The organism is Aquimarina sediminis, assembly GCF_002895435.1.
Classification (GTDB): Bacteria; Bacteroidota; Bacteroidia; order Flavobacteriales; family Flavobacteriaceae; genus Aquimarina; species Aquimarina sediminis.
In genome coordinates, this window is sequence record NZ_POYJ01000009.1 from 138,911 (window position 1) to 153,305 (window position 14,395).

The following is a 14,395-nucleotide window of genomic DNA, read 5'->3' on the forward strand; positions in this document are numbered from 1 at the left end:
AAACAAAATTGATATGAAAAAACTACTACACCTACTATTTATGACTACAATTATTACTTCTTGTAGTAGTGTTAAGAAAACTGAAAAAGCTCTTAACACAGGAAATTATGACCAGGCAATAAATATTGCTTTAAATAAACTTAAAACAAATAAAGGAAAAAAAGGAAAACAACCTTATATCCTAATGCTCGAACAAGCATATGCCAAAGCTATCGATCGAGATAAAAATGCAGTTGTTTATTTAGAAAAAGAAGGGAATCCTGCTAACCTAGAACGTATCTATAATACTTATCTATCCCTAAGAGATAGACAGGAGCGTATAAAACCTTTGTTACCGCTATATCTTGTTGAAGAAGGTCGCGATGCCAGATTCTCTATAAATAATTATAATCAGAAAATTATTGACACCAAAGACCAACTTTCTCAATACCTGTTTAATAATGCTAAAACCCTATTAACTTCGGCAAAAAGAAAAGTAGAGTATAGAGCAGTATATGATGACTTAATATATTTGGATAAAATTACTCCTAATTACAAAAACACCAGAGCACTTATAGATGAAGCTCACGTAAAAGGAACTGATTTTGTGCGGGTAACCATGAAAAACAGGACAGATGTAATCATCCCAAAAAGACTAGAAAGTGATTTACTTAATTTTGGCACCTACGGTCTTAATGATTTATGGACAGTCTATCACAGTCAACCACAAAGATCAATTGGTTATGATTATGCAATGGAAGTAGAACTTAGAGAAATTAACATATCGCCAGAACAAATAAAAGAACGTCAATTAGAAAAAGAAAGACTGGTAAAAGATGGATGGGAATACCTTTTGGATGAAAATGATGAAATTGTTGTAGATGACAAAGGCGAAAAGGTAAAAGTTGATAAAATGGTTAAAGTGCGCTGCGAATATTATGAATTCACCCAATTTAAAGCTGCAAATGTTGTTGGAAATGTTCAATACAGAAACCTAAGAACAAAACAACTTATGGATGCATTCCCTATTGCTAGCGAGTATGTTTTTCAACACATTTATGCAAATTATAATGGTGATAAACGTGCCCTAGAAGATGCTTTGTTAGGTTATCTTGGACAAAGAGCAATGCCATTTCCTTCTAATGAACAAATGGTATATGATTCTGGTGAAGATTTAAAAAATAAGTTAAAAAGTATTATCACCAAATATCGCTTTAACTAACCTTGATTGCAAACAGACCTTATCTTTGCAATATATAATAGATTAATAGCATATATTTTTTAAGTATGATCGATGACAATATATTACTTAATTCGGGGGCAGTACTAAAAAAATACAAGCGAGGTGAGTTCCTTTTTCATGAAGGATCTATGGCAAGGTATTATTACCAGGTGCATCTTGGTGAAATTAAAATGAATAATTATAATCAAGAAGGAAAAGAGTATATACAAGGGATTTTTGCAAAAGAAAAGAGCTTTGGTGAGCCCCCACTATTTTCAGATTTTAAGTACCCTGCTAATGCAGAAGCTATTATTGATTCTGAAGTCTGGCAATTACCCAAAGAAAAGTTTATAAAACTCCTCGAAGACAATCCAAAAATTCACCACAAATTTACAAGCACTCTTGCTTCAAGACTCCATTATAAAGCAATTATGGTTTCTGAAATATCTACACAAGAGCCAGAACATCGTATACTAAGAATTCTCGATTATTTTAAAAAAAATAATGCAAAAGACACCAAAGAATCTGATGTATACAAAGTAGAATTTACAAGACAACAACTTGCTGACCTTACTGGATTGCGTGTAGAGACCGTGATAAGAAGTATCAAAAAGCTAGAACAAAAAGGAGAACTATTCATTAAAGACAGAAAAGTTTATCGTTAATTCTTGTATACATTTCTTTATGATTAGGATCATAAATTAGTACCCTACCTCTGAAATATCTTTGAATAACTAAAAAAACTTCGTTATGTATTCAAAGCTATTAAAAGATTTTAAGGAATTGTATATGGCATATATTCCATTAATGATCATTCTTTCAAGTTGTTTAGGTTCTGTTGCCGCAATGTATATTCTAATGCAGGATAGATCGTTCTCACAGGTAGTACAACTATCTCTTTGTGTGATCGTATGCATGGTATTCAATGCATCTATCCTTGCTCAAATGAAAGCCAAGTTTGTATTTAATTTACTTATTGCAAGTTTATTAATCAATAGTATTCTGATACTCATCAATATTACTTTTTATTAGTTTGTAAACACCTATACTCATCTCATGAAAAATTCGGCAAAAAATGACATTCTTAATAGACATGACGTCTTCCTGCTGGTCTCCACTTTCTATAAAAAAATAAGAAAAGAAGAAGATCTTGGTCCCTTTTTTACCAAGTCGATCACTGATTGGGACAAACATATAGAACGACTAACCGATTTCTGGGAAACCAACCTACTGTTTGTTGTCAAATACAAAGGAAACCCTATCAAAGTACATCAAGAAGTAGATAAAAATTTTAATGGAACGATCAACCAAAAGCACTTTGGCACATGGCTCAACCTTTGGATAGAAACACTAGATGCTTTATTTAAAGGAGAAAATGCCGAAATCGCTAAAAGAAGAGCTAGAAAAATGTCTACACTTCTATTCATCAAAATGTATGAATCAAGAACCACAGAAAAAACAATGTGTCCATTCCTTGCCGAAAAAAGTAAAGATATCTTTTAGATATACTGATGCAACACCTGCGGAGTAATCATACTATGTGAAGCATGATGCACAGCACTACCGTTTTTGATAACTATAAATTGAGGTGATTCATGCAATACCTGAAATTTGGCAGCAACTTCAGCAGATACATCACGATAGTTCAACAGATCAAGGTAATAAAGATCTAATTGCCCCTCTTCAAGATCAAAACTACTTTCAAAATTACGTATTACCATCCTGCTAATACCACAACGAGTAGAATGCTTAAAAATAGCTTGCGTTTTAGCAATAGAAGCCTCTGCAATTCGATCTAATTGCTCGATAGAGGTTAATTCCTGCCATGGCAAAGCCTGTTTTTCTTCTTTTGATTCATTTGATTCTGACCCAAACAACTTACCTAATATTCCCATTTTTTAATTTTATCCAAATATGTTACAAACTTAATCAATTGATTTCAAAATTGATTATAATCATGTATTGGTCGTTACAAAACCCTTAACTTTACACTAAGCCAAAAAGTCAGCAAACCCAAGTAAAACCAAGACATTTTGACACTTCTTTCCTTTAGGAATATTATTTGATCCTTCACTACAAAAAACAAAAAGAAAGATTATGAATTTTAATAATTTCACTATAAAATCGCAAGAAACCATACAGCAGGCACAGCAACTTGCTCAAGGTTTTGGTCACCAACAAATAGAAAATGAGCATATTTTCAAAGCCATTTTTAGTATTGATGAAAATGTGCTTCCTTTTTTATTAAAAAAGCTAAATGTTAATATTACACTTTTACAACAGGTACTAGATAGTACACTGGATAGCTTTCCAAAAGTTTCGGGAGGAGAGCTACAACTATCAAGAGAGGCTGGAAAATCGCTTAATGAAGCAAGCATCATTGCAAAAAAAATGAACGATGAGTACGTATCGATCGAGCATCTGGTTATTGCAATATTTAAATCCAAAAGTAAAATTGCGCAAATACTAAAAGATCAAGGGGTAACAGAAAAACACCTAAAAGAAGCTATAAATGAGGTAAGAAAAGGAGAAAGAGTTACTTCACAAAGCGCAGAGGACACCTACCAATCATTAAGTAAATATGCAAAAAACCTTAATGAGATGGCAGAAAACGGAAAACTAGACCCTGTAATTGGCAGAGATGAAGAAATACGAAGAGTGCTTCAGATTCTTTCTCGCCGAACCAAAAACAACCCCATGCTTGTTGGCGAACCCGGTGTTGGTAAAACTGCAATTGCAGAAGGGTTAGCACACCGAATTATCGCTGGTGATATCCCAGAAAACCTTAAAGACAAACAGATTTTCTCTTTAGATATGGGGGCTCTGATTGCTGGCGCCAAATTCAAAGGCGAATTTGAAGAACGCCTTAAATCAGTAGTTAAAGAAGTAACCACAAGTGATGGAGATATCGTTCTATTTATTGATGAAATCCATACCCTGGTGGGTGCTGGCGGTGGTCAAGGAGCAATGGATGCAGCAAACATTCTAAAACCTGCCTTGGCACGAGGAGAACTACGTGCAATTGGTGCTACAACACTAGATGAATATCAGAAATATTTCGAAAAAGACAAAGCTCTTGAAAGACGTTTTCAAAAAGTTGTTGTCGATGAGCCCGATACAGAAAGTGCCATTTCTATTCTTAGAGGGATTAAAGAAAAATATGAAACACACCATAAAGTACGTATAAAAGATGAGGCAATTATCTCTGCAGTAGAATTATCCCAACGGTATATAACCAATAGATTTTTGCCAGATAAAGCTATTGACCTAATTGATGAAGCAGCTTCAAAATTGAGAATGGAAATTAACTCAAAACCAGAAGAGCTTGACGTCCTTGATCGAAAAATAATGCAATTAGAGATTGAAATAGAAGCTATAAAGCGAGAAAATGATGAAACAAAATTAAAAGCTCTTGACGCAGACCTTGCAAACCTAAAGGAAGATCGTAATGAGATTTTCGCAAAATGGCAAAGTGAAAAGGAAGTGGTAGATGCAATACAGAATACTAAAACTGACATTGAAGACTACAAACTGGAAGCAGAACGTGCAGAACGAAACGGAGATTATGGAAAAGTAGCAGAAATAAGGTATGGTAAAATAAAAGAGGCTCAAGAAAGCTTAGATGCATTGCAAAAACAATTAAATGAGCAGCAAAGTAAATCATCCCTTATTAAGGAAGAAGTTACTAATGATGATATTGCTGAAGTAGTTGCAAAATGGACTGGAGTACCTGTAACCAAAATGCTTCAAAGTGAGCGCGAAAAATTACTAATATTAGAAAAAGAACTCCAAAAACGAGTAGTAGGGCAACCTGAAGCTATTCAAGCTGTTAGTGATGCTGTACGTAGAAGCAGAGCAGGGCTACAAGATCAAAAAAAACCAATTGGATCATTCCTTTTTTTAGGAACCACCGGAGTGGGAAAAACAGAGTTAGCAAAGGCACTGGCAGAGTATCTGTTTAACGACGAGAGCGCCATGACCCGAATAGATATGAGTGAATATCAAGAGCGTCATGCTGTAAGTCGACTAGTTGGAGCACCTCCAGGATATGTAGGATATGACGAAGGCGGCCAATTAACCGAAGCAGTACGAAGAAAACCATACTCTGTTGTACTATTGGATGAAATTGAAAAAGCCCACCCTGATACTTTTAACATTCTATTACAAGTACTAGATGAAGGTAGGTTAACAGACAATAAGGGTAGAGTCGCAGATTTTAGAAATACGATTATAATTATGACTAGTAATATGGGAAGTCATATTATTCAGGAAAGATTTGAAAACATCAAAGATATGGATACCGCTATAGAAGCAGCAAAAATTGAAGTACTAGGATTATTGAAACAATCCGTCCGTCCTGAGTTTTTAAATAGAATAGATGACATTATTATGTTCTCTCCTCTTACAAAGGCAAATATAAACGAGATTGTAAAACTTCAATTAAAACTTGTGTCAAAAATGCTTCAAGAACAACATATCACTCTAGAAGCAACAGAGCAAGCTATATCGTTTCTTTCTGAAAAAGGTTTTCAACCCGAATTTGGTGCAAGACCTGTTAAACGAACTATTCAAAAAGAAGTTTTAAACAAACTATCGAAAGAAATTTTAGCAGGAAAAATCACAACAGAAAGTACTATTCTACTTGATGAATTTGATAACAATTTAGTCTTTAGAAATCAAGTAGATTTAGTTTCATAATTAAATTGTAAAATCGATTTTGATACATAAAATGGGTAATTAATCTAATAATATGGTTAATTACCCTATTTTTTTAACAACAAATCAACAATATCAAATTTTGTTAAACTGCATAAATTACGGTTTTACCGTAGATATTAACAAAATTCTTCCTACAACGGTTAATAACTAAATACAGAAAAAAACGAGGTTTTAAGTACATTGCGCTAGCAATGAAACCAACCACTGTATTTGTTTTTCTTTTAACCTCATTCATCTCCTTTTGCCAAAGTAGAAAGGAAGTCCTATCTGATATTAGAAATAAGTTTGAGCTAATTAAGGAATTAGTAGATGCTAACACACTTAGACAACACCATACCGACTATTCTTGCCATCAAACGCTAGGAGAAGGATCTCTTACTTTTTATTATAACGGTAACGAATTAAAACATGTTATACATACCTATAGCCAAGGTCATGTAAAATATAAAGATGAATACTATGTATGGGATGATCAATTAATCTTTCAATATGCCACACACGATATATGGTATAAAGACTATGAAAGAACTCGATCTGGTAAACGTAAATTAGTAAATGTAACACTTACTCTCGAAGAGCGCTTTTATTTTAAAGACAGGAATGCTATAAAATGCCAATTTAAGGATTATAAAAACCGAAGTAATAGTCCAAAAAAGATAAAAACAAATCACGTAAGAAATATAAATATAGATTGCGATCAATCTCAAAATGCTCTTGATAAATTTGACCTTTTACTTAAATTTCAAAAAATGAAAATTGAAGACGCTTGTAATCTTCCTAAAGGTATTACAAAAACAGGAGCTTTAGATATGATTTATGGTAATTTAGGTCACAACTGATTTTCTAACCCTTTAGTTTTAAGATAAGTAATTAAACTTAGAGTTTATTTTCAAAATACATATACCGATTGGTATTTTTTTTATATATTTGATCTTATTTCTAGCTTTATGCTTACTAAATCTGAACAAACTACAGAATTTATAATCCAAACAGTGGCTCCTATCTTTAATAAAAATGGATATGCAGCAACTAGCCTGAGTGATATTACTAAGGCAACTGGGCTTACGAAGGGTGCAATTTATGGTAATTTTAAAAATAAAGAAGGGCTCGCTATTGCCGCATTTGATACCACTGTAAAAAATATGCTTAGGCGTATTAGGGATCATCAAGCCAAAAGTAGTTCTCCCATCGAAAAACTTTTTCTGATCACAGATTTTTATAGAAATTACTACGATTATAGCCAAGAGTTAGGCGGATGCCCCGTTCTTAACATGGGAGTAGACGCCAAACATCAAAACCCTTTGTTGTTTGATCGTGTAAAATATACAATAACTAAAATCAAAAGTAATCTTGCCAAGATTATCGAAGCAGGTCAAGAATATAAAGAGATAAATCCGCACATAGATTCAATGCTCTATTCAAAAAGACTATACACCATGATAATTGGCGCAATTTTTATGACTCATACCATGGAAGACAGAAGTTATTTATTAGAAACCATGGATCAAATTGATAGTATAATTGATAAAGAATTAAAACAATAATCATTTTTTTTAATCAATAATATACCGTTTGGTATATTATTATAACTATTTAAATATGCAACTACCAAAAGTACTAGAAAGCAACGCCAAAGTAAGGTTTCAGGACTGCGACCCATTCAATCATCTTAATAATGCCGCCTATATTAACTACATGATCAATGCTCGAGAGGATCAGATTGACAAATTCTACAATCTCGATATTTTTAAATTAGCAAAAACTCAAGGTATCAGTTGGGTTGTAGGTACAAATCAGATTGCTTACTTAAAACCGGCTTTACTAATGGAAAAGGTTATTATTGACTCTCAACTCATACGATACACCGAAAACCAATTATGCGTAGAGATCAGAATGTGGAACCATGACAAAACTGAGCTTAAGGCAGTTCTATGGAGTGCCTTTGTGCATTTTAATCTGCTACAACAAAAACGATGGAATCACGATCAAAGACTGATGGAATTATTTCAAAATGTTCATGAACCTGTAGCTGCAAATACCTTTGAAGAAAGAATTTTACAATTAAAACCGCAAAAAGTGTAACAATTTCATTTTTTGCCCGTCTTATATAAATACAACCACTAAACTAGGCCGTATGAAATCTTCTGGGGATCTAGGCTCCTCTCATAAAAAGAGAAGCTCCTATATTTATATAGGTTTTTTCATCATAGCTATTATATCTATGATTGTCGTTATTTGGCAAATGGGAATGCTAGAATAATTTAATCAGGTATAAAATAAGTATTGTAACTATAATGTTATTACTTATTTTGTACCTGGTATTTTTTTAAAAACTTATCTGTAATGAAATACGTAGTACTATTATCTATTTTTCTATTATCACTAACCTCATCTGCACAAAGCACTGGATCAAAACAACCTGAAACAACAACCTATTTCTTTATTAGGCACGCAGAAAAAGATCTTAGCAACCCAGAAAACAGAAATCCAGAACTTACTAAAGAAGGAAAAAATCGTGCAGAAAATTGGGCAAAAATGCTCGCTGATGTACCTGTAGATATGGTATATTCAACAGATTATATTAGAACAAAAAAAACAGCTGAACCTATTGCAAAAAGTAAAAACTTAGAGGTTATTTTATACAACCCAAAAAATTTAAACAGCCCTGATTTCCAAAAAAACACAAAAGGAAAAATCACTGTCATTGTAGGACACAGTAACACAACACCATCTTTTGTGAACAAAATTATTGGCAAAAAAAAGTACCATTCTATAGATGAAAAAATATATGGTAAAGTATTTATTATAAATATTACTGGCGATGTAATTACTGATACACTACTTCGTTTTAATTAAATGCCCCCCAACATCATCAAAATTAAGCCAGTACTAACACGACTACATGTACTAAATTCTTAAAACTGGAAAACTATACAAACAACTACACTCCTTCCCTCCTTTACTTATAAACTAAATCAGACGCATATTCTTCCTGTATACCATTTATTAAGCCTAAGATAATTAACAACTCGTATTACTCACAACGTATACCACAAAAATTCTATCTCGGATTAGTCAAAAACATGCGAAAGAAATATCCGACATTATAAATGCTAAAATTTTCTGATAGTAAACACTTCATCGAAAAACCTAGAAAAGCAATACTTTAGGATTAGCAAAAAACTACCCCTGCATAATTCTATTATTTACTCAAACACCAATCATTAGAGTATATACAACTTCCAATTTTTATCCTTAATATTTAACACAACTCAAGCAACATAATTTAATCCTTTTAAAACCAAATCATGAAAAAAGTATTTTTAAATTGTTTAGCAATGCTAAGCTTATTTTCAATTTTCGCACAATCAGAAGCAAATGATATTAATCAATCTGGTAAATTAAATACAATAAACATTTCTCAACATGGTACCCCAAAAACCTTAAAAATAACTCAATTTGGAAACGAAAACTCTTCAGAAGTCATCCAGGGAATAAGTGAAGAACCTTCTTTAGACGGAATCATTACGCAGGTTCAGACCGGAAACCGAAACAATGCATATGTATTACAAATGGGAGGTTACAATAAAACCAACCAGATCCAGACAGGAAATCAAAATACTGTAAAAGCTACGCAAGGCTTTGGTTCCTATTATAATCACATTGAACAAACACAAAATGGAGTAGATAATATTGCTACCGCTACTTTTCAAAACTTTTCTGTAGGTGGAATTATTAAACAAAATCAGGATGGAGAAGCTAATAGTGCAGAAGCAATTAGTTTTGGTACAAGTTTTATTAGTCAAACGCAGGATGGCGTAACCAATATAGCTACTATCAACTCTTCTGGAAACTTAGGTGATATTAGGCAAAACCAAACCGGTACAGGTAATATAGCAGGTATTATGCAAAATGGAAACACAAATACTGTTTCTCAAATTCAAAATGATGTTTTCAATAAGGCAGACATCATCCAAAATGGTAGTAATCATAAAATTTTTCAAAAACAAAAAGGTTGGGATAATACTGCTGTTGTATCACAGAGTGAGCTTTCTAATACTATTAACCAACATCAGGATGGAGGAAAGAATACTATTAACACCTTACAAACCGGAAGTTTTAATAATGTAACAACAAATCAAATAAGTGAATACAATTCCATTAATCTAACTCAGTCAGGTTTCACTAATAACATTGATACACAACAAATTGGTATATCTAACACCTCTACAATAATACAAAGCGGGGATACGAATCAAATTTCTCAAATACAAGACGGCAAAGAAAACTTATTAAAGATCGAGCAAAATAGCGGAAGTGCTAATACAATCTCTCAAATTCAAACCGGAGACAACAATTCTGCAACAGCAAAACAAAATCTTGGAGTTTTTAATGTTATTTCACAAACTCAAACAGGGCAAAAAAACACTATCTCTACCACACAGGAAGGAGGTGAAAAAAATAATGCTACCTCTGTACAAATCGGAGAAGCAAATTATATCAGTCAAACTCAAAATGAAGGAAATAACAATAGCATTCATGCGATTCAAGAAGATAGCTATGGTCATAAAATAGATCAAATTCAAAGTGGAGAAAAAAACAGCAGTATAGCACAACAATATAGTGGCATGTACAACGTAGTTCAACAAACTCAAAATGGGTCAAAAAACACCCTTAAAGCTACACAATATGGTGGGACTAATGATGTAATTAAACAAACTCAAATCGGAGACAACAATTCTGCAGAGGCGTTACAAGAAGGCAGATACAGTCTCTTGTCAGCTAATAATACCATTACCCAAAGTCAAGAAGGAAATGGTAATTTGATATTTAATACTCAAGAGGGAACAGGAAACAATATTGAGAGTAATCAGAATGGTGAACTAAATATTATTAACAGCAGCCAAATCGGAAACTCTAATAGCATTATTAACTCTCAATCCGGCAAAGGGTTGTCCAACACATTACTACAATCAGGAGAAAATAATTCTATTATTTTTAATCAAAACAATTAATAACATAAATAAATAATTCTTCTTTTACAAAAAGAGACAGCTCCATAAAGTTTAAACTAATTCAATATGAATTGCTTGAGAACACTAAATTAACTTGAACTTTATGGGGCTTATAACAGCACCTAAATCTCTTGATTTGCACGCAGGGACAAAAGATCATACTGCGGGTTAACAACAATCTCTTTGAAGATAAACGTAAATATCTTTTAGTTCAATTTTTGACAGTAGCTTTAGTTGTTGTTTTTCAAACAATTTATCGAGTTCATATAATGGTATACTTAGATCATCTGTCTTATAGTTTTTATAATCTACAAATCGTATTCCATTCACTATTCTTGGGTTATAAGCTTCTCTAAATCGTATTCCTCCTCCATTAACTGCATATTTATAAGCAAGATAATCTACTGTAAAATTCTCCTTCTGTATCCAATACAAGAATTCATCTTCAAAATCTGTACCTCCCCCCTCTTGATCAAAGGTTACTTTAATCTTATAATATGATTTGCCCTTAATCACTGATTCTCCAACTAACTCTTTACGTACCGCGGGAGCATTAAGACCATAAGGTAGATTTGCAAAATAATGCACCGAATTTACACCATCACTAATTCTTGTTACTAAAGAATCCTTAACTTCAACTGGGCAATTTTCAATAGTACGTTTCAACCCTGAGTTGCTTATAACATCATAAGTTAATCCATTGGGACCATCAATAGTCCTTGCCAATTGATATACTCCTTCCCCCCTTTTACTACTATATTGTTTGCCTCTAAAGGTAAAATGCATAATTGCATTATCATATCTGGATCCACCTGCTGTTTCTATTACTTTATCCACTATTTCCTGAGTAGAAACCTGAGCAAAGGTCATAGTAAAAGAAGCAAAAACAAACAGTATAATTATAAAATAACGTTGCATAATAATAGCTTTAAAAAACGAAAATAATATTTCTCTTATCAATAATTGTAACAATTTTGTTAAACTAAACAACAAACATAATTACCTATTTATCAGATGAGAATTTGATCTTTTACTTACTAAACTAGTCTGGTTTTATACCCAAAACTATCATCAATTAGCAAATAATGTTCTAGAATTAAAAAAAAGATAATTATTTTGCAATTCCTAACCTCAATATCAATGCTATGAAATATATAGTCCTGCTTTTAGTTTTTTTTACAACACAATTTGTATTAGCTCAAGATGCTTCTACGTATGAAAATGCTACCAAAGCTTTTCAAAAACAATTTAATGCCCAAGATACAGATGCAATTTTTGACATGTACACCACAGAAATGCAGGAAACTATGACCAAAGAAGGTGTCGCTCGTTTTGTAAAAGGTTGCTATAAGCAATTTGGAAATCTAAACGACATAACCTTTATTGAGACCGCAGAAGGAGTTAATAGCTATACTGCAGTATTTGATAAAGCGAATTTAGGAATGGATTTGCAACTCGATGCTAACGGTAAGATTTCTACAATACAATTTCAAGAACTTTAAAAGTATTTAAATATTCGTTTTTATCACGAAGCTTTCTTTCAGGAAAGCTTTGTATTTTTGTATCTTAAAGTATTTCGAATATCTACACATGAATCCAAATAAAATAAACATCCAAAATCGCAAGGCTAAATTCGAATACGAATTTCTTGATAAATATACTGCAGGAATTAAACTTGCCGGCACCGAGATTAAAGCCATACGAGAAGGCAAAGCCAACATTGCAGAAAGTTTTTGTGAGTTTAATAACAACGAACTCTTCGTGATCAATATGCATATTGAAGAGTATTCTCATGCGACCTATTTTAATCACAATCCAAAAAGTGAACGGAAACTATTACTGAATAAAAAGGAGTTAAAAAAACTAGAGAAAGAAGTAAAAAATTCTGGATTAACAATTATACCAACTCGATTATTTATAAATGATCGTGGATTGGCTAAACTTAATATTGTTCTTGCTCGGGGTAAGAAAATGTATGATAAAAGGGAAGCTATTAAGGATAGAGATAATAAAAGAGCCTTGGATCGTATAAAAAAGGATTATAAATAAAAAAGATTGTAGCTTTATTTATTGACCATCCATTGTTCTTTCATTTTGTCATACTCTTCCTGTTCTTTGTTTTGCAAAATAACATTATCAGGATCTGCTTCTGATTTTTTTAGCGCTTCTATATAATCGGGGTAATCAGAATATTTTAATTCTATAAACAAATAGTTAGGTTGAAATAACAATACTCCGCAAATCGACCCGAATAATAGAGACCTTACAAGTATTTCTTTATAAACCCTTTTCCCATTCTTTAAGAACCTAACAAAACTAAATATAGAAATAACAGATATCATTATTCCTCCAATTAAAAGGTTTTGACTTGCAAAGGGCCATCTAAATATCTTAAAAAGTATACCCACCAAAACAATTGACAGCGCAACCCCTGCTCCAATAGCCCCCAAAATGCTAACAGTAGAAATTCCTGTAAACGAACTTTTTTTAAATATATCTAGAAATTGTACCCTATTAAATAACGCAAAACCAAAATAGAAGTATATACATGATAGTGTTAAAAGAGAAATTATTGTAATAATAGCACCAAACGGATAATTTAAGACAAAAAACAAAATGCCCAAAACTGCACCTAATATCAAAACAACTTCAATCTTTTTCAATATAAATCTTTTATTAATTCTTATCTTCTAACAAAGGAACAAATCTAAATTCTCCTAACTCATGCTTTTCGAATGCTGTTTCACTTTTACGAATAAAAAGTGTCATAATCTGCTTATTATCCCCCACAGGGATCACTAAACGACCATTGATTTGCAATTGACTTAATAGTGGTTTTGGAACATATGGTGCACCTGCGGTTACTATAATAGCATTATAAGGAGCATGTTCTGTTAATCCTTTATACCCATCTCCAAAAGATAAGTGTTTTGGTCTGTATCCAAGTTTAGACAAAAACAGTTTGGTTTTTTTAAACAATTCCTTTTGTCTCTCTATACTATACACCTTAAACCCCAATTCACACAAAACAGCCGTTTGATATCCAGAACCAGTTCCAATCTCAAGGACTTTATCTCCCCTATTAGCCTCTAGCAATTCACTTTGAAACGCTACAGTATACGGCTGAGAGATAGTCTGATCTGCAGCAATAGGAAATGCTTTATCCTGATATGCATGATCTTCAAAACTAGAATCCATAAACAAGTGCCTCGGTATTTTGTTTATTGCTGACAGTACAGATTTATTCTTAATTCCTTTTTGAATCAAGATATCTACTAATTGTTTTCTTTTTCCGGCATGTCTAAGGGTATCTTTCACTTTTCTAAGGGTTATTTAGGTCGATAAAATTACATAAACATTTTAAAGATTAGCAAACAATTTTCTTTACAAAACTAAAATTTTGCATTTTAGATACAATTAAGATTCAAAATTTATAAATAATACTATTTTTGTGTAAAAT

Annotated in this window: 16 protein-coding genes; 12 read left to right on the plus strand and 4 right to left on the minus strand. The window is 32.5% G+C overall.

Translation table 11 applies throughout. The annotated features are described in order from the left end of the window. The first annotated feature begins 13 nt into the window (after nt 1–13). The 4 genes from C1X07_RS17980 (at nt 14) to C1X07_RS17995 (ending at nt 2,704) form a co-directional block, all read left to right on the plus strand. Entirely contained in the window at nt 14–1,201 is a 1,188-nt protein-coding gene (locus C1X07_RS17980; RefSeq protein ID WP_103071425.1) for a hypothetical protein, read from the plus strand. A 65-nt stretch (nt 1,202–1,266) separates the two neighbouring features. After that, nucleotides 1,267–1,866 (plus strand): Crp/Fnr family transcriptional regulator, encoded by a 600-nt coding sequence (locus C1X07_RS17985; protein WP_103071426.1) that lies wholly within the window; start codon nt 1,267–1,269, stop codon nt 1,864–1,866. Between the two features lie 85 nt (nt 1,867–1,951). Further along, nucleotides 1,952–2,233 (plus strand): hypothetical protein, encoded by a 282-nt coding sequence (locus tag C1X07_RS17990; protein WP_103071427.1) that lies wholly within the window; start codon nt 1,952–1,954, stop codon nt 2,231–2,233. A gap of 24 nt (nt 2,234–2,257) precedes the next feature. Then, the gene (locus tag C1X07_RS17995; protein WP_103071428.1) at nt 2,258–2,704 is read left to right on the plus strand and encodes a group III truncated hemoglobin; all 447 of its coding nucleotides are present in this window, start codon (nt 2,258–2,260) and stop codon (nt 2,702–2,704) included. Here C1X07_RS17995 and ytxJ read toward each other — a convergent pair. Then, a complete protein-coding gene (ytxJ, locus tag C1X07_RS18000) occupies nt 2,701–3,096 on the minus strand; it encodes a bacillithiol system redox-active protein YtxJ (RefSeq protein WP_103071429.1) in 396 nt (131 codons plus the stop codon). The two genes, C1X07_RS17995 and ytxJ, sit on opposite strands and share 4 nt — an antisense overlap. A gap of 202 nt (nt 3,097–3,298) precedes the next feature. Between ytxJ and clpB the strand changes: the two genes are divergently transcribed. The 6 genes from clpB to C1X07_RS18030 all read left to right on the plus strand — a co-directional run bounded on the left by clpB (nt 3,299) and on the right by C1X07_RS18030 (nt 10,935). Then, nucleotides 3,299–5,899, plus strand: a complete 2,601-nt coding sequence (gene clpB / locus C1X07_RS18005; protein WP_103071430.1) for an ATP-dependent chaperone ClpB — start codon at nt 3,299–3,301, stop codon at nt 5,897–5,899. Nucleotides 5,900–6,111: 212 nt separating this feature from the next. Then, nucleotides 6,112–6,759: a hypothetical protein gene (locus tag C1X07_RS18010; protein WP_103071431.1), complete on the plus strand. Its 648-nt coding sequence runs from the start codon at nt 6,112–6,114 to the stop codon at nt 6,757–6,759. 108 nt (nt 6,760–6,867) lie between these two features. Then, complete coding sequence (locus tag C1X07_RS18015; RefSeq protein ID WP_103071432.1) at nt 6,868–7,464, plus strand: TetR/AcrR family transcriptional regulator; 597 nt, start codon at nt 6,868–6,870, stop codon at nt 7,462–7,464. A 55-nt stretch (nt 7,465–7,519) separates the two neighbouring features. Further along, nucleotides 7,520–8,002, plus strand: a complete 483-nt coding sequence (locus C1X07_RS18020; RefSeq protein WP_103071433.1) for an acyl-CoA thioesterase — start codon at nt 7,520–7,522, stop codon at nt 8,000–8,002. A gap of 261 nt (nt 8,003–8,263) precedes the next feature. After that, entirely contained in the window at nt 8,264–8,776 is a 513-nt protein-coding gene (locus tag C1X07_RS18025) for a SixA phosphatase family protein (protein WP_103071434.1), read from the plus strand. A 452-nt stretch (nt 8,777–9,228) separates the two neighbouring features. Beyond that, entirely contained in the window at nt 9,229–10,935 is a 1,707-nt protein-coding gene (locus C1X07_RS18030; protein ID WP_103071435.1) for a hypothetical protein, read from the plus strand. A 168-nt stretch (nt 10,936–11,103) separates the two neighbouring features. Here the strand turns inward: C1X07_RS18030 and C1X07_RS18035 are convergent, their stop codons facing one another. Beyond that, complete coding sequence (locus tag C1X07_RS18035) at nt 11,104–11,853, minus strand: DUF6503 family protein (RefSeq protein ID WP_103071436.1); 750 nt, start codon at nt 11,851–11,853, stop codon at nt 11,104–11,106. A 227-nt stretch (nt 11,854–12,080) separates the two neighbouring features. On the opposite strand from C1X07_RS18035, the gene C1X07_RS18040 reads away from it, so the two are divergent. Next, nucleotides 12,081–12,437, plus strand: a complete 357-nt coding sequence (locus C1X07_RS18040) for a DUF3887 domain-containing protein (protein WP_103071437.1) — start codon at nt 12,081–12,083, stop codon at nt 12,435–12,437. A gap of 88 nt (nt 12,438–12,525) precedes the next feature. Further along, entirely contained in the window at nt 12,526–12,984 is a 459-nt protein-coding gene (smpB, locus tag C1X07_RS18045) for an SsrA-binding protein SmpB (RefSeq protein ID WP_103071438.1), read from the plus strand. Nucleotides 12,985–12,998: 14 nt separating this feature from the next. On the opposite strand, the gene C1X07_RS18050 is transcribed toward smpB, so the two are convergent. After that, on the minus strand, nt 12,999–13,598 hold the full coding sequence (locus C1X07_RS18050; RefSeq protein WP_103071439.1) for a hypothetical protein: 600 nt from the start codon (nt 13,596–13,598) through the stop codon (nt 12,999–13,001). A gap of 13 nt (nt 13,599–13,611) precedes the next feature. Further along, nucleotides 13,612–14,253, minus strand: a complete 642-nt coding sequence (locus C1X07_RS18055; RefSeq protein ID WP_103071440.1) for a protein-L-isoaspartate(D-aspartate) O-methyltransferase — start codon at nt 14,251–14,253, stop codon at nt 13,612–13,614. Between the last annotated feature and the right edge of the window lie 142 nt (nt 14,254–14,395).

What these genes read in the sequence shown, in the direction of transcription:
- C1X07_RS17980 (WP_103071425.1), top strand. Translation starts at nt 14, where the DNA reads ATGAAAAAACTACTACACCTACTATTTATGACTACAATTATTACTTCT.
- C1X07_RS17985 (WP_103071426.1), top strand. Translation starts at nt 1,267, where the DNA reads ATGATCGATGACAATATATTACTTAATTCGGGGGCAGTACTAAAAAAA.
- C1X07_RS17990 (WP_103071427.1), top strand. Translation starts at nt 1,952, where the DNA reads ATGTATTCAAAGCTATTAAAAGATTTTAAGGAATTGTATATGGCATAT.
- C1X07_RS17995 (WP_103071428.1), top strand. Translation starts at nt 2,258, where the DNA reads ATGAAAAATTCGGCAAAAAATGACATTCTTAATAGACATGACGTCTTC.
- ytxJ (WP_103071429.1), bottom strand. Translation starts at nt 3,096, where the DNA reads ATGGGAATATTAGGTAAGTTGTTTGGGTCAGAATCAAATGAATCAAAA.
- clpB (WP_103071430.1), top strand. Translation starts at nt 3,299, where the DNA reads ATGAATTTTAATAATTTCACTATAAAATCGCAAGAAACCATACAGCAG.
- C1X07_RS18010 (WP_103071431.1), top strand. Translation starts at nt 6,112, where the DNA reads ATGAAACCAACCACTGTATTTGTTTTTCTTTTAACCTCATTCATCTCC.
- C1X07_RS18015 (WP_103071432.1), top strand. Translation starts at nt 6,868, where the DNA reads ATGCTTACTAAATCTGAACAAACTACAGAATTTATAATCCAAACAGTG.
- C1X07_RS18020 (WP_103071433.1), top strand. Translation starts at nt 7,520, where the DNA reads ATGCAACTACCAAAAGTACTAGAAAGCAACGCCAAAGTAAGGTTTCAG.
- C1X07_RS18025 (WP_103071434.1), top strand. Translation starts at nt 8,264, where the DNA reads ATGAAATACGTAGTACTATTATCTATTTTTCTATTATCACTAACCTCA.
- C1X07_RS18030 (WP_103071435.1), top strand. Translation starts at nt 9,229, where the DNA reads ATGAAAAAAGTATTTTTAAATTGTTTAGCAATGCTAAGCTTATTTTCA.
- C1X07_RS18035 (WP_103071436.1), bottom strand. Translation starts at nt 11,853, where the DNA reads ATGCAACGTTATTTTATAATTATACTGTTTGTTTTTGCTTCTTTTACT.
- C1X07_RS18040 (WP_103071437.1), top strand. Translation starts at nt 12,081, where the DNA reads ATGAAATATATAGTCCTGCTTTTAGTTTTTTTTACAACACAATTTGTA.
- smpB (WP_103071438.1), top strand. Translation starts at nt 12,526, where the DNA reads ATGAATCCAAATAAAATAAACATCCAAAATCGCAAGGCTAAATTCGAA.